The sequence below is a fragment of the Lactobacillus helsingborgensis genome (assembly GCF_003173695.1).
GTDB lineage: Bacteria > Bacillota > Bacilli > Lactobacillales > Lactobacillaceae > Lactobacillus > Lactobacillus helsingborgensis.
This window is the reverse complement of record NZ_CP029544.1, coordinates 723100-745850: the sequence shown is the minus strand read 5'-3', so window position 1 is coordinate 745850 and position 22751 is coordinate 723100. Positions and strand designations below refer to the sequence as shown.

At 36.4% G+C, this 22751-nt stretch carries 25 protein-coding genes and 2 tRNA genes; 7 read left to right on the top strand and 20 right to left on the bottom strand.

What is annotated here, in order from left to right; genetic code table 11:
• Positions 1 to 18: 18 nt before the first annotated feature.
• The 7 genes from atpE to DLD54_RS03690 all read right to left on the bottom strand — a co-directional run bounded on the left by atpE (position 19) and on the right by DLD54_RS03690 (position 5357).
• Entirely contained in the window at positions 19 to 243 is a 225-nt protein-coding gene (gene atpE, locus DLD54_RS03720; protein WP_034981200.1) for a F0F1 ATP synthase subunit C, read from the bottom strand.
• Positions 244 to 261: 18 nt separating this feature from the next.
• Positions 262 to 975 carry a F0F1 ATP synthase subunit A gene (gene atpB, locus DLD54_RS03715; protein ID WP_109918278.1) on the bottom strand — a complete coding sequence of 238 codons (714 nt, stop codon included), beginning with the start codon at positions 973 to 975 and terminating at the stop codon, positions 262 to 264.
• 117 nt (positions 976 to 1092) lie between these two features.
• Positions 1093 to 1722: a uracil phosphoribosyltransferase gene (upp, locus tag DLD54_RS03710; RefSeq protein ID WP_109918277.1), complete on the bottom strand. Its 630-nt coding sequence runs from the start codon at positions 1720 to 1722 to the stop codon at positions 1093 to 1095.
• An 84-nt stretch (positions 1723 to 1806) separates the two neighbouring features.
• Positions 1807 to 2811, bottom strand: a complete 1005-nt coding sequence (locus DLD54_RS03705) for an L-threonylcarbamoyladenylate synthase (RefSeq protein ID WP_109918276.1) — start codon at positions 2809 to 2811, stop codon at positions 1807 to 1809.
• On the bottom strand, positions 2811 to 3659 hold the full coding sequence (gene prmC / locus DLD54_RS03700) for a peptide chain release factor N(5)-glutamine methyltransferase (protein ID WP_109918275.1): 849 nt from the start codon (positions 3657 to 3659) through the stop codon (positions 2811 to 2813). The genes DLD54_RS03705 and prmC overlap by 1 nt, the downstream gene beginning before the upstream one ends.
• A complete protein-coding gene (prfA, locus tag DLD54_RS03695) occupies positions 3652 to 4740 on the bottom strand; it encodes a peptide chain release factor 1 (protein ID WP_109918274.1) in 1089 nt (362 codons plus the stop codon). Before prfA ends, prmC begins: the two co-directional genes overlap by 8 nt.
• 17 nt (positions 4741 to 4757) lie before the next feature.
• Positions 4758 to 5357: a thymidine kinase gene (locus DLD54_RS03690; RefSeq protein ID WP_038522204.1), complete on the bottom strand. Its 600-nt coding sequence runs from the start codon at positions 5355 to 5357 to the stop codon at positions 4758 to 4760.
• Positions 5358 to 5503: 146 nt separating this feature from the next.
• On the opposite strand from DLD54_RS03690, the gene DLD54_RS03685 reads away from it, so the two are divergent.
• A complete protein-coding gene (locus tag DLD54_RS03685; RefSeq protein ID WP_109918273.1) occupies positions 5504 to 6856 on the top strand; it encodes a Mur ligase family protein in 1353 nt (450 codons plus the stop codon).
• A 93-nt stretch (positions 6857 to 6949) separates the two neighbouring features.
• Here the strand turns inward: DLD54_RS03685 and DLD54_RS03680 are convergent, their stop codons facing one another.
• The 9 genes from DLD54_RS03680 to DLD54_RS03640 form a co-directional block, all read right to left on the bottom strand.
• Positions 6950 to 7330: a TIGR02328 family protein gene (locus tag DLD54_RS03680; RefSeq protein WP_109918272.1), complete on the bottom strand. Its 381-nt coding sequence runs from the start codon at positions 7328 to 7330 to the stop codon at positions 6950 to 6952.
• A complete protein-coding gene (locus DLD54_RS03675; protein ID WP_109918271.1) occupies positions 7327 to 7707 on the bottom strand; it encodes a YbgA family protein in 381 nt (126 codons plus the stop codon). Before DLD54_RS03675 ends, DLD54_RS03680 begins: the two co-directional genes overlap by 4 nt.
• A gap of 269 nt (positions 7708 to 7976) precedes the next feature.
• Positions 7977 to 8726 (bottom strand): SDR family NAD(P)-dependent oxidoreductase, encoded by a 750-nt coding sequence (locus DLD54_RS03670; RefSeq protein WP_109918270.1) that lies wholly within the window; start codon positions 8724 to 8726, stop codon positions 7977 to 7979.
• 17 nt (positions 8727 to 8743) lie between these two features.
• Complete coding sequence (gene hxlB / locus DLD54_RS03665) at positions 8744 to 9295, bottom strand: 6-phospho-3-hexuloisomerase (protein WP_109918269.1); 552 nt, start codon at positions 9293 to 9295, stop codon at positions 8744 to 8746.
• A gap of 20 nt (positions 9296 to 9315) precedes the next feature.
• Positions 9316 to 9963 carry a ribulose-phosphate 3-epimerase gene (gene rpe / locus DLD54_RS03660; protein WP_109918268.1) on the bottom strand — a complete coding sequence of 216 codons (648 nt, stop codon included), beginning with the start codon at positions 9961 to 9963 and terminating at the stop codon, positions 9316 to 9318.
• Between the two features lie 25 nt (positions 9964 to 9988).
• Complete coding sequence (locus tag DLD54_RS03655; RefSeq protein ID WP_109918267.1) at positions 9989 to 11239, bottom strand: PTS transporter subunit IIC; 1251 nt, start codon at positions 11237 to 11239, stop codon at positions 9989 to 9991.
• A 4-nt stretch (positions 11240 to 11243) separates the two neighbouring features.
• On the bottom strand, positions 11244 to 11552 hold the full coding sequence (locus DLD54_RS03650) for a PTS sugar transporter subunit IIB (protein ID WP_046327001.1): 309 nt from the start codon (positions 11550 to 11552) through the stop codon (positions 11244 to 11246).
• Positions 11545 to 12033 carry a PTS sugar transporter subunit IIA gene (locus tag DLD54_RS03645; RefSeq protein WP_038522178.1) on the bottom strand — a complete coding sequence of 163 codons (489 nt, stop codon included), beginning with the start codon at positions 12031 to 12033 and terminating at the stop codon, positions 11545 to 11547. The genes DLD54_RS03650 and DLD54_RS03645 overlap by 8 nt, the downstream gene beginning before the upstream one ends.
• Positions 12034 to 12051: 18 nt before the next feature.
• Positions 12052 to 14076: a BglG family transcription antiterminator gene (locus DLD54_RS03640; protein WP_147442454.1), complete on the bottom strand. Its 2025-nt coding sequence runs from the start codon at positions 14074 to 14076 to the stop codon at positions 12052 to 12054.
• 691 nt (positions 14077 to 14767) lie between these two features.
• Between DLD54_RS03640 and DLD54_RS03635 the strand changes: the two genes are divergently transcribed.
• Positions 14768 to 15391 carry a DUF3862 domain-containing protein gene (locus DLD54_RS03635; RefSeq protein WP_158593317.1) on the top strand — a complete coding sequence of 208 codons (624 nt, stop codon included), beginning with the start codon at positions 14768 to 14770 and terminating at the stop codon, positions 15389 to 15391.
• Between the two features lie 255 nt (positions 15392 to 15646).
• Positions 15647 to 16555, top strand: a complete 909-nt coding sequence (locus DLD54_RS03630; RefSeq protein ID WP_109918264.1) for a hypothetical protein — start codon at positions 15647 to 15649, stop codon at positions 16553 to 16555.
• 294 nt (positions 16556 to 16849) lie between these two features.
• Here the strand turns inward: DLD54_RS03630 and DLD54_RS03625 are convergent.
• A tRNA-Gln gene (locus DLD54_RS03625) sits at positions 16850 to 16921 on the bottom strand.
• A gap of 8 nt (positions 16922 to 16929) precedes the next feature.
• A tRNA-Glu gene (locus DLD54_RS03620) sits at positions 16930 to 17001 on the bottom strand.
• A 237-nt stretch (positions 17002 to 17238) separates the two neighbouring features.
• Here DLD54_RS03620 and DLD54_RS03615 point away from each other — a divergent pair.
• The 4 genes from DLD54_RS03615 (at position 17239) to DLD54_RS03600 (ending at position 20397) form a co-directional block, all read left to right on the top strand.
• Positions 17239 to 17682: a LytTR family DNA-binding domain-containing protein gene (locus DLD54_RS03615; protein ID WP_109918263.1), complete on the top strand. Its 444-nt coding sequence runs from the start codon at positions 17239 to 17241 to the stop codon at positions 17680 to 17682.
• Positions 17679 to 18131: a DUF3021 domain-containing protein gene (locus DLD54_RS03610; protein WP_109918262.1), complete on the top strand. Its 453-nt coding sequence runs from the start codon at positions 17679 to 17681 to the stop codon at positions 18129 to 18131. The genes DLD54_RS03615 and DLD54_RS03610 overlap by 4 nt, the downstream gene beginning before the upstream one ends.
• Positions 18132 to 18264: 133 nt before the next feature.
• Positions 18265 to 19275: a serine hydrolase domain-containing protein gene (locus DLD54_RS03605; RefSeq protein ID WP_109918261.1), complete on the top strand. Its 1011-nt coding sequence runs from the start codon at positions 18265 to 18267 to the stop codon at positions 19273 to 19275.
• Positions 19276 to 19428: 153 nt separating this feature from the next.
• Entirely contained in the window at positions 19429 to 20397 is a 969-nt protein-coding gene (locus tag DLD54_RS03600) for an SLAP domain-containing protein (RefSeq protein WP_109918260.1), read from the top strand.
• Positions 20398 to 20535: 138 nt separating this feature from the next.
• Here DLD54_RS03600 and DLD54_RS08840 read toward each other — a convergent pair whose 3' ends face one another.
• Both DLD54_RS08840 and DLD54_RS03595 read right to left on the bottom strand, forming a co-directional pair.
• Positions 20536 to 20712, bottom strand: coding sequence for a hypothetical protein (locus DLD54_RS08840; protein ID WP_167390941.1), 177 nt, complete (start codon positions 20710 to 20712; stop codon positions 20536 to 20538).
• 504 nt (positions 20713 to 21216) lie between these two features.
• Complete coding sequence (locus DLD54_RS03595; RefSeq protein WP_109918259.1) at positions 21217 to 22227, bottom strand: AraC family transcriptional regulator; 1011 nt, start codon at positions 22225 to 22227, stop codon at positions 21217 to 21219.
• Positions 22228 to 22751: the final 524 nt, after the last annotated feature.

Below are 22751 nucleotides of genomic sequence, written 5' to 3'. Positions count from 1 at the left end.
AAATTATTTTAAATAAAATTAAACGAAGAGAATCAGGAAAGCAACAACAATCGCCAAAATAGGAACGGCTTCAATCAGACCAACACCAATGAACATTGTTGATCTTAAGTTACCGGCGCTTTCTGGTTGACGAGCCATGCTCTCAACTGTCTTAGTAATAACTTTACCGTTACCCCAAGAAGCTGCTAAAGCAGCAATACCAGCTACGATAGCTGCTGAGATATATTTAAAAGCTTGTGACATGTTTAAACCTCCAAAAAATTATTCTTTTGTAACCTTTTTTCCGACATAGACCATGGATAAAGTTACGAAAACATATGCCTGGATAGAGCCAATGAAGACAGAGAATCCTTGCCAGATCATAGCTAACGGTGCTGCTAAAACCAAAGTGGTAACACCAAAGCTGGGAGCAAAGCTATTTCCTATTAAAGTTAATAACACTTCACCAGCGTAAATATTACCATATAAACGCAAAGACAATGTCAAGAAGTTAGTGATCTCCTCAATTATATTGATTGGAAACAGGAAACTAACAGGTTCGGCATAATTGCGCCAATAGCCACCAGTACCGAATTTTTGCATTCCGAAAGTGAATGAAAGAAGCAAGGTCATCATTGCAAATGACATTGTTGTCACTGGGTCTGCCGTAGGTGATTTAACAATCATAGTGTCGCCTACTTTAACTTCCAAGAAAAGTCCCAGTTGGTTCATAAACCAAATATAGATAAACAGAACAAAAGCATAAAGTGAAAGGTGCCTTCTAGCATCAGGATCACTGACATTGTCTTTAACAATACCATCAGTAAAATCAATCAGATATTCTAACACATTTTGCTTTTTATTTGGCTTCATTTCAACTTTGCGCGAAAGCCAAATGCAAACGAACAAAACCACAGCTGCCATCAATGTTGAGCCTATAATTCCTGTTAAATCAAATTTAAGACCCAGGAATTTAAACACAAATGATCTCTCCAAGACTTCGTGACCTCCCTTCTCGTGCCCAAATTATCGAACACTCATACAATATTAACACCATTCAATAATTTTGTGAAAAATGAAAGCGAATTATACGATTATTTTACGCAAAAAAATTTATTTAGTGCCAAATAACCGGTCGCCTGCATCACCTAAACCGGGAGTAATGTAGCCATTTGGTAATAATTTGTCATCTTCTGCTGCTGTATAAATATCAACGTCAGGATTTTCTTTTTGTATAGCCTTAACTCCCTCAGGTGCAGCAACCAAAACTGCAAGCTTGATATCTTTTACTCCACGCTTTTTCAAAGCACCAATTGCCATATTTGCAGAGCCACCGGTTGCAAGCATTGGGTCAACCACCAAGCATTCACGTTCTGCAACATCCTTAGGCATCTTGCAGAAATATTCGTGCGGCTTAAGAGTTTCCTCATCCCGATACATGCCAATTACTCCTACTTTAGCTGATGGAATCATTTCCATTACACCGTTAAGCATACCAATACCTGCACGCAGAATTGGCACAATAGTCAGCTTTTTACCGGCAATCTCTTTTTGAGTAGTCTTACCAATTGGTGTTTCAATTTCAACATCTTTTAGTGGCAAATCTCTGGTAATCTCGTAAGTCATTAGCCCACCGATTTCACCAACAATGCGTCTAAACTCGTTGGAACTTGTTTCCTTACGCCTAATAATTGTTAACTTGTGTTGAATTAACGGATGATTCAAAACCGTAAATTTGCCCATCTTTTTCCTCCTATAAACATAATTACGTTTACGAGTATTTTAATAAAAAAAGCAAAGGGTTTAAAGTCCTTTGCTATCAAATTTTTATTTTGGCATATAGTGATGACCAGCAGCGGCTTTATTCAGCCTATTCATGTAAGCTAAAGTATCTTCACTGCCAGAAAAACCCTGCACAAATATTTGTTTAATATTAGGTTTATCATCAAAGTAACGTAATCCTCCAAAAAGATTATGATCAGCATCTGCCAAATTTTCACCCAAATTAAATTTATTAGCAGCTGGCAACTCAATCTCATTGAGAATTTTACTTAATGCCATTACCCCTGTTTCATTAGTCAAATTAAGATGAGCAAAATCCTTGGGATCATCAACAACGACAACCGGGGCACTAGGAGCATAGTGACGGTACTTCATACCGGGAGCCTTAGGTACATCTTTATCGGCAACTTTGCCCGTATTAATCAAAACTTTTTCTCCTAAAGCTGCACTTAATTCTTCAGGCGTAATAGCACCGGGACGTAAAACAATAGGAGTTGCTACTGACAAGTCAATAATGGTTGATTCTAATCCTACCTCTGTTGGCCCGCCGTCAATAATACCAGCAATTTTACCTTTCAAGTCGTGATATACGTGTTCGGCAGTAGTTGGACTTGGTTTAGTCGAAGTGTTTGCTGAAGGACCGACTATTGGGTAGCCTAATTTACTGATTAGTTCATGCGTTAATTTATCCTTAGGACACCGAAAAGCTACCGTATCAAGTCCACCGGTCACAGCTTTAGGCAAGCTATGAGGCTTAACGTAAAGTAATAAAGTCAATGGGCCAGGCCAAAATTTTTTGATTAATTTTTGCGCACGTTCGGGAACTTCTTTAGTATACTGAGCCATCATATTGGCATCAGAAACAGTGACGATTAACGGATTATCACTGGGACGACCTTTTGCTGCATAAACATTCTTAACAGCTTGCTCGTTAGTAGCAATTGCACCCAAGCCATAAACTGTTTCAGTGGGAAAGGCGACTAAATCTCCTTGAGCGAGTAATTTTACTGCATCATCAATTTGATTCTGTGAAAAAATTTTAGTTTCCATTATTTATTCCACTTCCCTTTTACCATCCGCGGTTTATCAGACAAATCGTTTTTAAACTCAATAGTAAAATCAGATAATTCTTGAGCAAATAGTTCTGCCAGCTGGTCTTTTTCACTGAAACCAAATTCCAAGAAAAATTCTCCGCCAATATTGAGGTGATCGCGCACCTGTTTGACAAATTTCTGGTAAAATTCGATCCCATTCTGACCGCCAAAAAGTGCCTCTTGCGGTTCGTTTTGCAAAACATTTTGATCCATAATATCTTTTTCCGATTCCTTAATATAAGGAGGATTGGAAATGATTTTATCGAATTTTTCCAGACCAATTAAAATATTTGCTTTGCGTACTGTCACATCAACATTATGAATTAAGAAATTTTCCTCACTTGTTCTTAAAGCAGCATCAGTAACGTCAGAAGCATATAAATCAAGCTTTGTAATATTCTTTTTGGCTGCTTCTTTAGCTAGAGCTACAGTAATGCAGCCTGAGCCAGTACCCAAATCAAGCACCTTATCACCAGTAGTTAAATCTGCTAAGGCCCATTCTACTAATTCTTCAGTTTCAAAGCGCGGAATTAAAACTCCCCGCTGAACCAAAATTTTATAGCCTAAAAACCACGAGTAGCCCAAAATATATTGGGGTGAAATTCCTTTAGCCAGCTTTTTGACGTCTTGTTGCGCTTGCTTAACCTGATCTGGAGTAAGCTGCAGATCTTGTTTCAATTGGAACTCGCTCGGATTTAACTCCAGCCTTTCAGCCAGTAAAAAGTCAATGTCCTCAGGTCTTGCTTCTGGTGCAGTTTCAGCTGCCCATATTCGCAGACTTTTTAAAGTGTCAATTTTAGACATTTTGTTCGGCCAGCTCCTCCAATTGCTTAGTTTGATTATATAAAATTAAAGCATCAATAATTTCGTCAAGCTCGCCGTTCATTATGCGGTCAAGCTTATTCAGAGTCAAACCGATACGGTGATCGGTAACGCGGTTTTGCGGATAGTTATAAGTTCTAATCCGTTCTGAACGGTCACCAGTTCCGACAGCATTTTTACGTTTAGCATCATATTGATCCCGGTTTTGACTTTCATAATAATCATAAACACGTGATTTCAAAATTTGCATTGCTTTTTCACGGTTTTGTTGTTGACTACGTTGGTCTTGCATTGCGACAACGATACCAGTTGGCAGATGCGTCATGCGAACCGCACTGGAAGTTTTGTTAATGTGCTGCCCACCGGCACCACTTGAGCGGTAGACGTCAACCCGAATATCTTTTGGATCTAAATCAAGGTCTACCTGTTCGTATTCAGGCATAACCGCTACAGTTGCTGTTGAAGTATGTACACGACCTTGTGATTCGGTCACAGGAACTCTTTGCACACGGTGAGCGCCGTTTTCATATTTAAGCTTAGAATAAACCTTATCGCCCGTTATCATGATTGCGATCCGCTTATAGCCACCAACTTCTGTCGGTTCGCTATCAACTACAGAAACCTGCCAGTTTTGTCTTTCCGCGTATTTTTCATACATTCTGAGCAAATCACCGGCAAATAAGGAAGCTTCATCCCCACCTGCTGCTCCTCTAATTTCCATAATAATGTCTTTATCATCATTAGGGTCTTTAGGCAGCATTAAGATCTTAATTTCATCTTCAAGTTGGGCGATTTCATCTTCCAAATCATTATTTTCTTCTTTGGCCATTTTTACCAAATCGGAATCGCTTTCGCTTGCAATAATATCTTTATTATCCACAATTTCTTTTTTATCAGCCTTAAACTTGCGGTATTTTTGGACCACGTCTCTCAGATCAGCTTCTTCTTTTGATACCTCCATATACCTCTTGGTATCATTGATAACCTCTGGATCGGCCATCATCTCTTGCAGTTCATCATAATGAGCAACAAGACCTTCAAGCTGCGCCATAATTTTATCCATGTTCTATTAATCCCTCTCTATCTTGATTGACTTGGGTGAAAATAATGAAAACGACAAACTGGGTAATAGCTTTCATCCCCACCTATTTGTACCTGTTCTCCTTCATAAACCGGCTTGCCATTATGTATCCGTTGATTCATTGTAGCCTTTCTACCACAGTAGTGGCAAATTGTTTTTATTTCTTTAATTTTATCAGCAAAAATCAACAGGTTTTTCGTTCCTTCAAATAAATTGTTTTGGAAGTCATTTTTTAAGCCAAAAGTCATTACCGGAATACCTAAATCATCAACTATTTTGGCACATTCAACTACGTGATGCCGTTCTAAAAATTGCGCTTCATCAACAAACACGCAGGCAATTTCACCATCTCCGCGCGCTTTTTCCTGCTCGTTTACTTCCTTAATATAAGCAAAAATATCAAAGTCGTGATCTATAGGAACTGCGTTTCTGTGCAACCCAATCCTTGACGCCACGGTACCAACTCCACTGCGATTATCAATACCGCTTGTTAATAAAACAATTTTCCGACCTTGAGCCTCATAATTATGAGCGTCTTTCAGTATTTCCAAAGTTTTGCCACTGCTCATAGTGCCATACTCAAAAAATAGTTGTGCCATTCTTGCTCCTTTGTTTCATTTAAATTCACCTAACTCATCTAGTATAATGTAAAAATAAAATAAGTGCAGTTAAATAGTCGCTAAAAACTCGTTTTCAGTTCGTGGCTATGCTATAGTTGTTAATGATTTTAAAGCGAGGGAAGAATATGAGTTTTAAATCTGGAATTGCTAAAGTTGCCGGCAAATCGAGTTATTGGTTTTTACATAATGTACTTAAAGGGGGAACCAGTTTCCCCGGCAAGTTAGCTATGGATATTGATCCTGCAATTTTGAAAACATTAGCTGAAGGCTACGAAACGGTTATTGTTACCGGAACAAATGGTAAAACAATGACAACGGCATTAATCGTAGCAGCACTGCGGGAAAAATACGGCGACGTTTTGACCAATCCGTCCGGCTCCAATATGCAACAGGGAATCATTACCGCCTTTTTGGCACACAAGAAGAAAAGGGCCAAGAGGCCAATAGCAGTACTGGAAGTTGATGAAGCTAACGTCAAAATGGTAACGGAACTGGTTCATCCCAGCGTTTTTGTTTTAACCAATATTTTTCGCGATCAAATGGATCGTTACGGTGAAATCTATACCACTTACGAAAAAATTGTTGCTGGAATTAAATTAGCACCTGAAGCAACCATCATTGCCAATGGTGATGCCAGTATCTTTTCTTCCGTTGACTTGCCTAATCCAAAAATCTATTACGGCTTTAAACTGCCAGATGATAATCCGCAAAATGATATGAAGGCTCCCGTTAATACTGACGGTATCTTGTGTCCCCAATGCGATCATATTTTGCACTATCACGAACGCATTTACGCTAACTTGGGTGATTTTTTCTGCCCCAACTGTCAATACCACAGACCGGAGCTAACATATTCTGTTAACAGGATTATTGAACAAACGCCGAATAAACTTGAGTTTCAGATGGGTAGCAAAAACTACATTATAAACATTGGTGGTACTTATAACATCTATAATGCTTTGGCAGCTTATTCTGTGGCACGTCACTTTGGGTTAAGCGAAGATGAAATTGCACAAGCTTTTGCCAGAAATAAACGTATTTTTGGTAGACAAGAGTTAATTAAATATGAAGGAAAAGAAATTGATCTGATCTTGGTTAAAAATCCGGTGGGATTAGACGAAGTACTCCACATGCTTAACACTGAAAAAGATGACTATTCCCTAGTTGCCTTGCTCAATGCTAATCACGCTGACGGCATCGACACTTCTTGGATATGGGACGGTCAATTTGAAGACTTGAATCACGATCAAATTAAAAAAATTCTGGTTGGCGGAGAGCGCTGGCATGACATTGGCTTCCGTCTTGAAGTCGCCGGCTTTGACCCCGGTAAAATGGTTACCTGCACAGATAATGAGGAAGTAATCGCCAATATTGCCAATCTGCCAACTAGAAAAGTTTACATTTTATCTACTTATACTGCTATGCTTTCTTTACGTAAAACTATGGCTGAAAAGAAAATCGTTAAGGCAGGCATGTAATTATTTAAGTAAAAATATCCGCAAAACACTGGTTGTATGTTTTGCGGATATTTTTTATTTTTTAACTTAATTAGAACACTTGAATGGTTAAAACTATTTGTCCCTACCTATATTTAAGTCAATGCCTTTTTGGTGCAAATTAGCTAAACAAGCTTTTAAATAGTCAGCATCATGCTCTGGGTAGATGGGGTATGTCCAAGGAATAGCAGCTAAATTTTCGTATCTAGCACAATACTGTCCGCGATAATATGGATCAAACCATTTAATATCCGGATGATAGTGGCGCCTCGCCATTTCAGCTAATACCAATAAATGAAATTGATAGAGTTTATAGGGCGAATATTGAAAAACATAGTTAACAGTGGCATGAGGTTTACCCCAGCCACGCCCGCGTAAAGCAGCAATTTCGCGGTGTTGCCCTAATAATTGTTGCCGGGGCAATTGCCAGATTAATTCTTGGTGCCATAATCTCATGATTGTGCTTGAGCCTCCTGCATTAACCGCGAATTTAATAAGTAGGTAACTTGATATTTATTGGTTAGACCGCTTAAAAACGGACCTAATTCATCGTCTTGTGGCGTCAATTTTTGCAACAAAAGTAAATAAGTTTGTTTTTCTTGGGGTGTACAAATTTTCTTAAAATAACCCCAGACATGCTGATAGGCATTGGTTAATGTTTTAGTAGTGGGCGCTTGACTAGCTGCTTGTGCTAACAATTGCTCAAATTCAGCTTCTTTTTGTTCTGACCACATATTATCTTTAGCTAACAATCGAATCTGCTCATAACATGCTTGAGAGTGAGCCATTACCCAGTATTTGTTATAAGCCCAGTCTTCCTGCCATTTAATCATTTACCTAACTCCATTTTTGTAATCTTATTATAAAAAGTGCATATATAGTTATCACTTTAATAGTGAAAATTCTAACTGACTGCATTTTAGGCCAAATATGAACTTGGTACAAATGATTAAGTCTAACAGGTTGATTTGCAAATTTAACTAAGATTTTTGCTATAACTAAATGCCTTTAATATTCCACCCCTTTTTAGTGGGCGTATGAAAATTTAGGCACAATAATACCCCCAAATCACTTTTTAATTCGGGGGTATTATAAAACTAAATTATCTAACCGTTCTGTTGCCATCTAGCAAAATTGTTTGACCCTGAATATACGAATTTTCAGGACTAGCTAAGAAGTATGCCAGATTGGCAACATCAGAAACGGTACCAATTCTTCTAACCGCAATTTGTTTTAGCAAAGGCGCCAAACTCTCCTTAGTAGGATAATGCACGCTTAACAAGCCGGAGTCAATTACCCGTGGTGCAATAGCATTAACGGTTACCCCTTTTGGTCCCAGTTCCTTAGCAAGACCGCGCATCAGTCCTTCTCCGCCGGCTTTTGAAGCAGGATAAGCTACTCCGCCGCCAGTTCCACTAAGAGCCGAACCAGAGCTGATAAATACAATACTGCCCTTGTTCTCCAGAAATTCTTGATAAAAGGCTTTAACAGTGTAAAAATAACCACTTAAGTTGATATTAAGCACTTTTTGCCATTCTGCCGGTGTGATTTCGGATACTTTATCAGCGTAGGCAATGCCTGCATCAAGTACAAGGACGTCAATTCTACCAAATTCAGCCATTACTTGGTCATGAACGTTTTGTAAATCCTGATAGTTAGAAACGTCCGTTTTAATAAAAAGAGATTTTTGATATTTATTGGTTATCTCTGCCGCAGTTTGCTTTCCCTTTTCACTGTCATAATCAACAATGACCGTATTCGCACCGTTTGCGGCAAACTTTTCTGCTATTCCTTTACCAATACCGTTAGCGCCGCCTGTTACCAGTACAACCTGTCCGTCAAACTTTTTCATATTATCTATCCTTTCTCTCACTCAAAATCCGCGTGTCTTTGAAACATTGAAGCTGAAGTTTCACCGGTCTGATCCATTAAATTCATTACTATGCCGTCAAAAGTTAAAAATGATAGTTGTTCAAATACCGAGCCCATTGGTTGCGTAAAGCCAGTAGTTTTATCTTGCGCTGTCTTGGTTTTTCCCGGAATAATCATTGTATGATTTGCAATTTTCGCAATAGTAGATTCTTTAGTAGTAGAAAACAAGATGATTTTTACTTTGGCGGCTGCAGCTTTTTGCGCTAAGGCTTTTAAACTAGTAGTTTCTCCAGAACCGGAACAGATAATTAATAAATCTCCCGGCTGTGAATGGGGTGAACTGATTTCTCCGACGATGCTAACTGCAAATCCTAAATGCAATAACCTATTGCCAAAGCCGCGCACAGCCAAGCCAGAACGGCCAGCACCTGCTAAAAATATATGATTAGCATGCAATATTTCAGTCACAACTAAAGCAATATCAGCTGTATCTTCTTGTTCCGCATAATGTGTCAACTGGTTTAAAATTTTTAATGTGTAATTTTGCAATTTCTATTCTTCCTTCATCACTATTTGACTGCATTTCTAAGCTTAAGCAGTTGCTGTTTCACTTGGTTACCATTAAATAAATAACCACCTACTACCAACATATCTGCTCCTGCAGCAGCACACTGTGCGGCATATTTATCATTTATTCCACCATCCACTTCAATTTTGATGTCGCGTCCCTTGATCATTTCCCGTACATTTTTAATCTTGTCAACGGTTTGCGGAATAAATCTTTGCCCAGGCTGACCAGGATTAATCGACATGACCAATACATAATCAATTTCATCTAAGAGGTATTTCAAGACTGCCTCCGGCGTTCCGGGACTTAAAGCGACACCAGCTTTGCAACCAGCTTTTTTAATTTGCTGTAAAACAAAATGGATGTGCGGTGTCGATTCATAATGAACGCAAATCATTTCCGCACCTGTAGCAATTGCATCATCTAAATGTGCCAATGGATGAGCAAGCATCATATGTATATCAAATTTCATGTTGCTGTATTCTTTCAGCGCTTGAACCTGATTAGGACCAAAAGCAATGTTGGAAACAAAATTGCCATCCATCATGTCTACATGCAAAGTCTTAACGTTTTCACTTTCTAAAATGTCAATTTCCTTTTGCAGATTAAGAATATCTGCGCCAAAAATTGACGGTAATATTTCACTCATATTTTGGATAACCCCATATATCTTTTTAAAAAATAGTACTTAACCAGTAAATTAGTGCATTCCACGGTTCCGACAGTGTCAGGTCAGATGACAATCCACTGACATGGACGCCGCCCGTTTGAATCATTTTGGTTGCGCCGGGGGCAACATAAGCTTCCAAATACAGGGTTACGCTACAGAAAATCACACCAATCAAAATAGTTCTAAACAAATTGCCCTTAGTCATTAAAGTGCCCGCAACCGAAATATAAATAATTGACATTAAGAGGCCCACTGGGAACAATCTAATATTTGGCAAAAACAAAGCACAGAGAATCACCAGCGGAATGGTGATGACAGTGGCAGTTTCAGTGGCTGGATCGCCTAAGCCTAAAGCGATATCCATCCCAATGTTCAAATTAGCCTTTTTACCCATTTGTTTCGTCATTGTTGAACGTGCCGCTTTGCCAACTGGAGAAATACCTTCCATTAACACTCCCACCATTTTTGGCATCAAAACCATAACGCTGGCTATTCCAATCGCCATAGTAACTGTATGAGCCAAATTTTGGCGGGTTAAAAGTGCGAGTAAAATACCGACTATGGTGCCGATAACGGAAGATTCGCCAAAAACTCCTAATTTTTTGTTTACTTTTTCTAAACTCAGATCAACCTTATTTAGCCCAGGAATAAAATCAATTAATTTATTGATTAGCCAAGCAAAAGGCATAACCCAAGCAGTATAGATAATCGTAGTGCAGGTTGTGCCATCTAAACCGAAGTAATTTTGCCATTTTGGTGCTAATTTATCACCAATGAAAAGCGCAATAACTGACATGCCCACCGTCACCAGCAAACCAATCCAAAAATTATTGAATAAAACATAAGCTAATGAACCTGGTATTAAGAAGTGCATGTAATTCCAAATATCGACGTTCATTGTTTTTGTTAAACCGGTTCGCACCAAAACAATATTGATAATTATTCCTAACAGGATTGCCAAGCCGGCAAAAGGTGCTACCCACGAAGCTGCACCGACCGCTGGCCAACCAATATCAGTAATCGTGTAGCCGGTACCTAACTTAGAATAATAGTCCACAGCAGGCTTTAACGAAGCAGTTAACAGATTAACAACTAAAGTAAGTCCCATAAATCCGATGCCGACAGTTAAACCGGACTTAATTGCATTCCCGATTTTCATTCTAAAAATCAAGCCCAAGATGAAAATGATAATTGGCAGCAGAGCTGTAGCGCCAATATTAATAATGGTCTTAAAAATTTGTCCTAGTATTTCCATAATTTCACTCCCTATCCTTTGTTAAAGAAAGCAATTTTTCGCCTACTTTTTGCCTTAGTTCTGCAGTATTAATCCCAGTAATAAAGCCGGTGACGCTCATTAAGGGTGTATCAATTTTGCCGCGGTAATTATTGGTGGTAAAAACAATGTCATAGTTTTGACTCATACTGGGCATTTCTGTCATGCTGCATTTGGAAATAGCATAATTAGTAATCCCATATTCTCGGCAAACATCTTCAATATCGTCTGCAGCAATAGTTGAAGTCGCTACCCCACTGCCACAAGCAACTAAAATATTTAATTTTTCAGTCATCAGAATTTTCCTTTCTCTTTTTTTCTGCAACGCGAATTACTGTTTCCACTTCGTCTTTATTTGTGCAATTTTTGATTTGCTGCACAAATGAATCGGTCTGCAGTAATTTCATAATTTCTTTAAGTAAATCAAGGTGATCACTACCATTAGTGAGACCAAGCGTAAATAGTGTGTCTACGGGTAATTTGATTGTCGCATCATCCATGCGTCTCATAGTAATTGGTTTAGTCAATGTAATAACAGCTACAAAAGGCTTATTGATGAACTGGGGATCGCCATGCGGAATTGCTACAGTATGGTTTTGCAGCTGCAGCCCCGTCGGATAGTTATCCTCTCTGTGATTAATAAAATCTAAAAAGCCTTTTTTGACATAACCCTCATTCAAAAGCTTGTCTGACACTTTTGAAAAGAGTTCTGCCCTACTTTGAGCTTGGCAATTCAAAAAAATCGTATCTTTTTTAACATAATCGGTTAATTGCAAAACTTATTTGCTCCTTTCTTAAGCGGTAAGAAACTTTTGGACTAATTTTTCTGCTTCCTTGGTATTCGCAGATTGAGACAGCTTGTGAATAAAGGTCGTATCTTCCGCCATATTCTTAACTTGATAAAGTAAAGGTAAATGATCTGTCTTATTCGGTGTGGTCAACAGAACGACAACATTGACTTGGGCTGACCCATATTTGACGGGATTTGCGGAAACTAATAGTGTCAGTCCTAATTGTTGGGGATAAACGTCTGGATCCAAATGTAACAGTGGTATCTGCCTATTTAACAAAATATAGTCGGGTTGATCACGGTACTCTTTTTTCAAAGCTAGGAAGAAAGCGTCATTCACAATTTTGCTTTTAATCATTGGCTCCGAAATTTTTGCTATTAACCTTGTCCAAGAATATTGCTGGTGGGTAAAAATGACCTTAATATAAGGTTTGCTCTTTGACTGTTCTTGTGACATCTCGTCAAATAAATTGCTTTCTGGTATTAGCAGCTTAGTCAAACCGTCTTCAAGACCTTTTTTATCCTTTATTTCAGCAAAGTCAGCAACTACATTCATGATTTGAGGAATATCAATATTAGAGAAGTTTAAGTTCAACAATTTTTTAAAAACATCATTTCTTAGTTTGGTAATACTGTGCTCATTTAGAATTTCATTGATAACAAAAACTGTTTTTTCCGATTTAAGCGGCACCGTGGAAAAAACCACATCATAAGGCAAAACAAAATTTTTATATTCACGCACTGAGCAAGCTGGATAAAACGATAACTCAGGAAAAGCCACCCGCAGATTATTTTCCAGTATTTTTGAGGTTGAAACTCCGTTAGGACAAACCGGTATTGCCCGACCTATTTTTCTTTTGCGGTCATTAACCTTATTTTCTAGCAGGTGACCGCCAATAAAAATAGTCACAAAAGCAGTTTCGTCAGGCGAAATTTTAGTACCAAAAAAATTATTTAAAGGTGTCATTGACTGCGCCACAATCTCATATAGGCTGTGATATTTAGAAACAATTTCCTTAAACATGGGATTGTTATCTGGCAGTTTGTATTTAATGCGGTAATAAGCTGGTCTAAAATGATCAATCAGTTTTTTTAACAGATCCTTTTTATTCGGCAGCACAATAAATGACTTTAATTCAAATTCATTCAAAAATTCCCACAATGCGTTAATCAATCTTGTTTGCACGGAAGCTGATATTTTTTGCTGTTGCTTAACATTTGCCCCTAAAATAAAAAGAGCAACAAAACTTTTTTCCTGAAGTGAAAATTTATCAAAAAAAGTTTGTTTGAGGGCTTGGTATTCTGCTGTTTGCTTAATTTCTTCATCGTTAGCCAGTTCATTAGCAATCAAATTTTTATTTTGCTTGATCCGATTAGTGATTGCTGTTAAAAACAAAATCAGAAGAAAGAAGTCATCATCAGTATATTTTTTCCCGAGCTGTTCTTCTATTTTCAACAAGCTGCTTTCAATTGCAGGATAGTTGTCATTGATGTCTGGTAACAGCTGAAGGCAGGTATCAAAACCCAGCGCCGTATAAATCTTTAAAATACATTTATACAGCAGCATGCGTTTATCCCATTCGTGTCCTATTAGGCAATAGCCGTTTTTACGGGAAAAAGTAATCTTTAATCCTAAGTCTGCAATTTGGGAACGGGTTCTCTTAAGATCGGCTAAAACGGTGTTCTTGCTAACGTGAAATTCAAAAACAAAATCGTTTAGTGAGACTGGACTGGTTCTGCTCAAGATCAGTGTTAGTAGAAGCCACGCTCTTTCGTCAGGTAAAAAAGTACGTAAATTATTTTTTTCCTTGTGATTGGCAAAATAATTAATCAGTTCTCTCTTGGCAAAATAAGTTTTGTTTTTTAAGACAATTAATGGTAACTTCTGCAGTTTAAGACAGCTGTTGATGTTGGCAATAGCATAATTAACCTGCCTATCCGTCAACTTGAACTGTTCCTTAAGCTCTTTTTTAGTAACTGTGCCCTCTTTCGCTATTCTTACTAAAATTTCTTTATTCTGGCTGCTCAATTCATTCACCTCCTTCCGCTCAACTTGATTATAAGCGCTTACACATACTGCTAAATCACTAATTCAGTCCAATTTATGTCATGCTCATTAGTGAATTTGTGTTTTGCGGTGAACTCTAAATATTCTTGTTTATCATTTTTTAAAATAAAAAGTGCCAGACTGCTTAAATAGCCTGACACTTATTAGTTATTTCTTCAGCTTGGTTAAGCCAAACTTTTTTCCAAATTCTTCTTCCAGAGCAGCTTTTAGATACGATCTGGCCTGCCTATCTCATCAGAAAGCAAAACTACTATCTTTAATTAGAGAAATACTGCAGCAATAAAAATATTCTGCTTTTTAATTAAAATCAGTTCGAATTTTTACAGATTATAACTTTTGTTTATCTTTTCATTAGATTTTATCTTAAATTATTTAAAAGGCACTAATAGCTAAACTCCCCTTCATTACTGCTGTTAGACCTATTCTAGCCGAGAATTTAATCGTCCCAAATTTTACCAAAATGATCTTTTGACTTATTTACCTTAATAAGGTTCTAGGATAAAATTAAACTATACCGGATTAGAAATTGATGATGAAATGTGGCTTTGAATTCAAAAATATTTCATTAATGCTAGGAGCAAAGATTAATTTCTGTTTTGTCCACCACGTCAGTGACATTAAACCTACGGCAATAGCACTTCAGGAGGAAGTAATGAAAAAGTTCAAGAAGATTTTGACAGTGGCAGCAACTGGTATGATTGCCTTATCATTAGTTGGCTGTTCTGATAATAGTAGTAAATCTGGCGGCAGTAAGCCCAAAAGTAGCCAGAAAGTAAAGAAAACTAATACTCAAAAAACTTCTTTTAGAAAATCATACGACAAGATTAAAGTTGGTGATGTCATGCAACAAGGTAACGGTGGCAGCACCATTAAAGATGTTAAAGGCATTTTGGGTCAGCCTGAGTCGGTTTCATCCACTTCAGTTAAAGGTTTTAAGGTGAAATCATATTCTTGGACCAAATATGACACTACTATTTTGGTGCAATTCAGTCATAAAAAGGCTATCACTAAGACAGTTTCGGGTTTTAAATGGAACAGGAGCAGCAATAAGCTATCGCTTAAAGCATTTAATAGTTTGAAAGACGGCAGTTCTTACAGTACTGTCGTAAACACCTATGGTGAACCTGACGGACTGAGTGAAAATGTGGTTTTGGGTAAGAAAAATGTCACCGCAGTTTACTTCACTGGAATTAAAGCTAAGAATGCTGGTGCAAGTGCCAGTTTTTCGTTTACTGACGATAAGCTGGTATCTAAAACGCAAACTAATTTAAAATAAACAAAAAAACTAGATGAGCAAAGCACATCTAGTTTTTTATTGGGTAATCTATGCAAATTTAATTGTTTGTTCTCGCAAACCTTGATTGAGAGTGAGAAAATACGGTTCATAATTTTCTGCTCAATTGGACATTAATTAAAAATTTAATTGACAAAACTAATTTTATTAATTACTTTACTATATGTATACAATTATTCTAAATATTCATAAAAAAATGATATTTATTAATGTATAATTATTTTTGAGGTGAGGAAAATGAGTAAAAATTCAGAAGAAAATGCTAAACAGGGTAAAGAGCCAGGATCAGAAAACAAAACAGATCCAAATGTTGAGCAAGATGCGTTCGATTTGGTTGAACTTGTATTTACAGGTAAATATTATACATACCAACAGTACGATAATCTAGTGAAACTTACGAAAAAACTTAAAAATAATGATATTGCTTCAGTGTACATCTATAATGACATCAAAGAATTAATTAATAGTACGGAAAAAAAAGATAATGAAAATCTAAAGAAAACGCTGGAAAAATGCTACAGATCACTAAATAATAAGTTTATTATCCATGATGACTTACCACGCTATTTTAGTATGTTAAAAAATATCGACATCAATTTTTTTTACAAAATAGTTTTTATATTTAAAGTTATTTATGAGAATAAGATTATAAAGCAAAAATTTGATGATATTAACAAACGACTCAATAAAAATGAAAAAAATTTGTGTTCGGATGAAAAAGAATTCAATAATTTCAAAGGAGATATACAAAAGAAAACTAAAGAAATATATAAACAAATACAAGAGGAAAAAGATTATTTTGAAAAAGCTAAAAAAGATATATTTAAGAAGATAAATGAAACCATTTACCCACAATTCATAACAATTCTCGGTATCTTTACTGCTATTACTTTTGCCATTTTTGGTGGAATGAACTTACTTAGCAACTTATTCCAAAATATAAAAAGTACACATGCTTCATTAGGTCAAGCTCTAATTCTTGTTGCTGTTTTTAACTTATGTTTGTGGGGGATTATTGAGTTACTGTTTAATTGGATTTCCAAAATTACAAATGCGAAAAATAAAAACATTAATAAGTACAAACTTACTGCTCTAATCATCCTACTATGTTTATTTATTTTTGGATTTGCGCTATTTTTCTTTTAGAAAGATATTTCGCATATTAATAAAAAGCATGTATCGGTAAATAGATATTAATTTTACACTTTGAGATAGCTTTTAAATTTGAAACAAATTTGAGAATTTTATTTTAGCTAAGCACTAATAGACTAATTCACTTACCGATCAATTTAAAAAATTAAAGTTTTAGCCCATTTAAGCTAATTAATAAAACCAAAGAAAAAAAGCTAGATGAATCATATTCATCTAGCTTTTCTTAACGCTCTGATGGACAAATGATGGGCGTTAGCTACCACCACGATTGCCGTTGAGCTGCTTTTATTGGGATATCCGGGCTCGAACCGAAACATGCAGGAACCAGAAACCTGTGCCTTACCATTTGGCTATATCCCAGTGTTAAATCACCCGCACGAGAATTGAACTCGTAACTCCACCTTGAGAGGGTGGCGTCTTAACCATTTGACCAGCGGGCAAAATCAACAGTAATTATTATGCTTGAAGCGGGGTCCGATGTCAAGTGCTTTTTACTCTAAAAGAAAGATTTTGCTAACCTTTTAGCAATTCTGATTGAATAAAGACACTAAAGCCTGCTGTATTTAGCTTTATCCCCCATCTTCCAGTTGTCATAGAAAAACGACCAGTTACACAAATTTTGTTCACAAAATGATGCTCCCTTGCTATCTTAAATGCTAAGGAAAGGAAATTAAGCCATGTTAGTAAATCAAAAAGCAATTTCTCACTTGCGAGAATTGTTCGTGACAGTCAATACACCCCAAATTGATGAGAACAGCACTAATCTGCGTGATAATCTGGATCGCTTTTTAAATGAGCAAATTCTCATCGGTTTTAAATCTGGACGGAAAAAGATTATTGCTTTTCACAAAATTATTTCAGTTCATACACAAAACAAGGAAGTCGTCTGTGAAACTGAGCAATATGTGTACCGAATAAAGCAACGTCTTTATGAAGTTAAGCTTTTGCTGCCAAGACAACTTTTTGTGCAAATATCCAGTTCAGAAATTGTTAATTTCAGCTACATTCAAGAATTTGCACTGGCACAAAACGGAATTTATCAAGTTATTCTCAAAAACGGCAAAATGACTTACACTTCCCGCCGTTATATGCAAAAAATCAAAAAGGAGTATTTATCATGAAAAATCTCAAATCTATAATTAGCCGTTCTCTTATCTCTGCACCGATCGGAGTGACTATTGGGCTAATTTTTGCACTTATATTTTGTCAAGTAAACAACTTGCCACAATTTACACCATCTACTGAAAATTTTGTTAGTTTATTTGTTAATCCGGTGCAGGCAACTTTTATATCCATGATTATTTGGGCGCTAATGGGTGCGATTTACGGTGGCAGCACCGTAATTTTTGAACAAGAAAGATGGAGCATTACCCGCCAAACATTTAGTCATTTTCTCATTACCTATATCTTGGTGACGCCCCTGTCTATCCTTGCGGGAATGCCTTTTAATCTCACAATTTTTTTGGGTTACACCCTCAACTACTGCGTAGTCTACTTCATAATCTGGCTTGCCACCATGTTCTTTTCTCGTAGAATGGTTGAGCAATTAAACGAAAAAATCCCTAAATAAAAATAGTAGTGATATTTAAAACTTGAATGCTGACTGGCTTTCAAGTTTTTTGTATCAAACTGCGTGAAAAGATAATAAATGTCATTTAGTTAGATATAATATAATTAGAAATATTAACTGAAAGACAGATTTTATGATTGACTACTCAAACACCCAAAATTTAATTGAATCAATGGTTACGGAACGCATTGTACCGGGCGTAAACTATGCTTTTTTTAAAAATGACCAAGTTTTCACTTCAACCGTCGGCTTTGCCAGTACCTATCCGAAAGTTACGCAACTTAGCCCGTTTGCTATTTATGATTTAGCCAGTCTGACCAAAGTAATTATTACTGAAAATATTTTGCTTAAATTATATCAAGACGGACAGCTCAATTTTACTGAACCACTACACGACTTTATTCCTGAATTTAAAGATGAACGTGTCCGCCTTTTTCATCTGCTTACTCACACCAGCGGAATCCGTGGCTGGATTGAAAAGCGTGATCAATTATCTCATGACGAATTAATCAATGCCATCATTCATTTACCTGTCACAGACGAGTTTGAACATCAAATGCGCTATGCCGATACGAATTTTATCTTGTTGGGGTTGGTTGTTAAAAAAATATTTGGGCAACCAGTTCAAGAAGTTGGTCAAAAATTAATAATTGAGCCCTCAGGTCTAAAAAACACGACATTCAATCCCCCTAAGGACTTATGTGTGCCAACTGCTGTTTACCAAGGGAAAGTTTTGCAGGGTGAGCCGCACGATCCTAAAGCACGCCAGCTTGGCAGTGATTGCGGTTCAGCAGGACTTTTCTCCACAATGAATGACCTGGTTAAATTAAGTAAAGGTTACTTGGGCTTGGATAAACAAATTCTGCCCTTCAGTCAAGAACTTGTCGCAATGTTATTCGATAATAAAAATCCGGCAGGCGTCAAGCCACGCTCATGGGGCTGGGACTTGCGCTTTGACCCTCAGTTGCATTATCCCCTAATTCTGCATACTGGCTTCACTGGTGTTCTTATGCTTCTTGACCGCGTAAAAAAGTCTGGCTTAATTCTTTTAACCAATCGTATTCACCCTACTGGTCATAATCAGGTCTTTCTAACTATTAGAGAAAGAATTATCCAGAGTTTTTTAAAAGAAAACGATCAGTAAAAAAATAGTTTAATCGCATTACAGCAGAAGTTGGCACTCCTTTTCAAAAATACCTTGTAGTATACTGGTAGAAGAAGACAGTATTTTACTCCCAGTTCGTTGATATCAGTTCTGCCAGTAAAGCAATAGTTTTTTGTTATAAGGAGTGAAAAAATGAAGAAGAATAAACGCATAATCTTTGCGACAATTGCCGCTTTAAGTCTGGCTGCACCAATGACAGCAGTCTTCAACTTTGATAATGTTCAAACCGTTTCAGCCAACCATCAAGGAACCAAAGTTTGGCTACAATATGGTACTTTAAAGTACGCTTTAAAAGGTCCATCAGGTAGAGTTTATCCTGCTGGTACTAAAGTAGTACGTGAAATGGGAGCTGCCGATACTAAGCCAAATATTTCATTTCCGGGCAGACCATTTAATTTAACATGGATGATTGGTGGTCTTCCAAATAACCAACGTTTACAAGATGTTGGCGGTGGTAGAATTGCCGAAACTTATGTTAATTATGAGGACTGGCAGGAAATTGACTATCCGTCTGATAATGTTGTTTTAGTACAAAATACCGAAGATTATACTGATTTAAAATCTAGCGATTTTCATCCTGTAGACAGTAGCAACCCTGATGTACCTGTAGCAAATACTGATAAATTAGATGAAACTTATGCTGATTATGATTCAGCTATTGATTTTTCTAAACTATCTAAAAAAGATGGGCAATATGTAGCCGATTTACGTAATCGCTATTTTGCAGCTAAGTCTATGGGAGCTACTCAAGAAACTGTTGATGCTCTAACTAAAGAGATTAATGATGCTGTTGCTAACTACAAGAAGACTGGTCACCTCGTAAGCGGTAATTCAAACTCTGGTAACTCTAGCAATTCATCTAATAGCAATAGTGGTTCTACCACAGTCACTCCGGCAAAGCGCAAATCTAGGTCACGTTTTGTAAAGTTGCGTAAAGCATCGTACCAATATACCCATAAGGGCAAGCGTGTTTCGAAGAAGAAACTCAAGAAAGGCACAATTGTCAAAATCAACGGCAAAACTTACCGTATTAAGAAGAAGACTTTCTACCGCATTGGCAAAAATCGTTACATCCGCAAAGTAAATGTTGCTAAGAAATAAATCAGCCAAAAGCAAAACCTCGAAACTGGATAAGTTTCGGGGTTTTTATTATCAAAAAAACAAAAAAGGACAATTCTTTACCCACTGAGTTAAAAATTAATCCTTAATAATCTTACGCTATTAAAATTTAAAACTTATTTAGCACTTTTTACGTTTTGGCCAAAAATGATAGACAAGGTCAACTACTGCTTGAGCCAGCATACCGCCTGCCATCCAGTACATCCCCATCATCATGTTGCCGGTAAAGGTATAATAAGCGGTAATAGCGTAAACGACTACCCACAAAATTTTAAAAAACAAATTATCACACATCATTTGTAAAAAAACTCCCTTCAATTCATTTCAAATTATACCTTTTTTTAGACAAAAATTGGGGCTTTTTTTAGTTATTTAATCACTTAGAAGTCGATTTGCTAAAATTATTTACAACAAATGTTATTATATAAAAATGTTTACATTCGTAAGCGTGAATAAACTTTTTGAAAAACAATTTTTTGATGTAAGCATTTTACAGTTTTTTATTTGTTATGTAATTTAATTGCTTTTGCAACAATAAAAAAGAACTTTAAGCACAGTAGTTTAAAGTTCTTTTATTATTTAAAAATTAATTGGATTACCGCAAGTACTCTTTGACGCGATTTAAATATTATTCAGAAAAGTTTTTACAAAATAACCTTTTACATTTAAGCTTACTCATCAATCTTTTTCTAAGTCACGACTTTTCCATTCCCAGCAATTACTTTCTGGTAAAAATAAAAACTATTATTGAGGCATTTCTTCATACCAAGCAATTATTTTACTATAATTTATTGCACCCTCTCATCTCGCGTTAGAACGGTATTTTGCCGGAGAAATACCAAAATAATGCTTAAAAATTTTATAAAAATAAGACGCATTTTCATATCCTACTCTGGTAGCAATTTTTTCAATTGAAACCTTGGTGTACTTTAGATATTTAGCAGCAACATTCACTCTTTGCAGTTGCACTAACTTGATAAATGACAAACCGGTTTCATTTTTTAAATGATCCGACAGGTAGTTAGGATTAAAGCCAAAATGTTGTGCCATTTCTTCTAACTTGATCTCGGAATAATTTTTTTCAATGTAAAGAAGTAACGACAATAAATTATTGTTTTTATTTTTCGAACCAGTCACTGGCGGTTGACGGTAATATGCTTTTCTTATTAATAAAGAAAACATTGTCAACATTTCTAATTTAATGATCTGGTCCGCTTGAATTTTATCAGCATAATATTCATCAATAATATCGTAGATTATTGCAGTAATTTTAGGGTCATGATCAATCTCAAACAAACTGTAACGGCCTTCACCGTGATCTTCATCGGATAGTAAGGAAAAAAGCAAACTAGAAATAGATATGCCGTTGCTCTTAGACTGCATAAAATCAAGCACATTTAAGGAAAAAGTGGAAGTACGGAGTGCGATGTTTAAAACTACTCCTTTCTCATCAATCGGTTCCACCTTGTGAGGAGTTTTGATACCGATAAAAATCATGTTATCTTGTTTCACCTTAATCCGCTCGTGTTCTGTTACCACTACACAATTACCTACTAAAGGAACTTTTATTTCAACATAATTATGAATATGAAACGGAATGTATGACTTTACAGGTTGAACAGAAATTGTGATTGAGCTGTTGTTTAGTACAAAATTATCGGAATAAGTATTGAAAAATTTATAAATTGGCTCGCTATTGATATGACCAGCAGTTTTTAATTTGAAATCACCAGATCTAAAATTCTGCAAGACCATATTCCAATCTCGAAAACCATTATTCTGACGCAACATTTGGATAATTTTTTCGTGCATTTGGGCTACCTTTTTATTCGTGTTATAACTTCTGTGAAATAGACAGTTTTTTCATGTAATTTAACAATAATTTACTTTTTACATTAAGTTAAAATGAAGAACAAAGCAAGACAGTTTAAAGATTTTTTGAAAGAAAAATATCGCAGAACTAGGTCTTAAGGCTCACAACTTAACGGGCGCGCAAATTGGTTTCGTTAAAAATAAGGTGGCAAGCATATCACCTGCCGTAAACATCTGACAGCTGTTTTTTGTCATTAGCAAAGATAAAATTCAAAAAACTTAGCTAAATTAAATCAGAAGTACCAATTAAGTGACGTAAAGTTACGGTTTTTGTTCGCCTTCAAAAAGTTTTGGCCTGCTAGATACCTACAAGCAACTGCAACTTTCAAAATAATCAAATACTTAGTCAATAAAAAAGTGCTCCTAATAGTCAGATTAATGGCCAACTATTATGGAGCACTCCATAGCCCTGAAAGGTTTTTTCACGGGTTTTTGTTTTAAATAAATTGATGTAAGTGTAATGA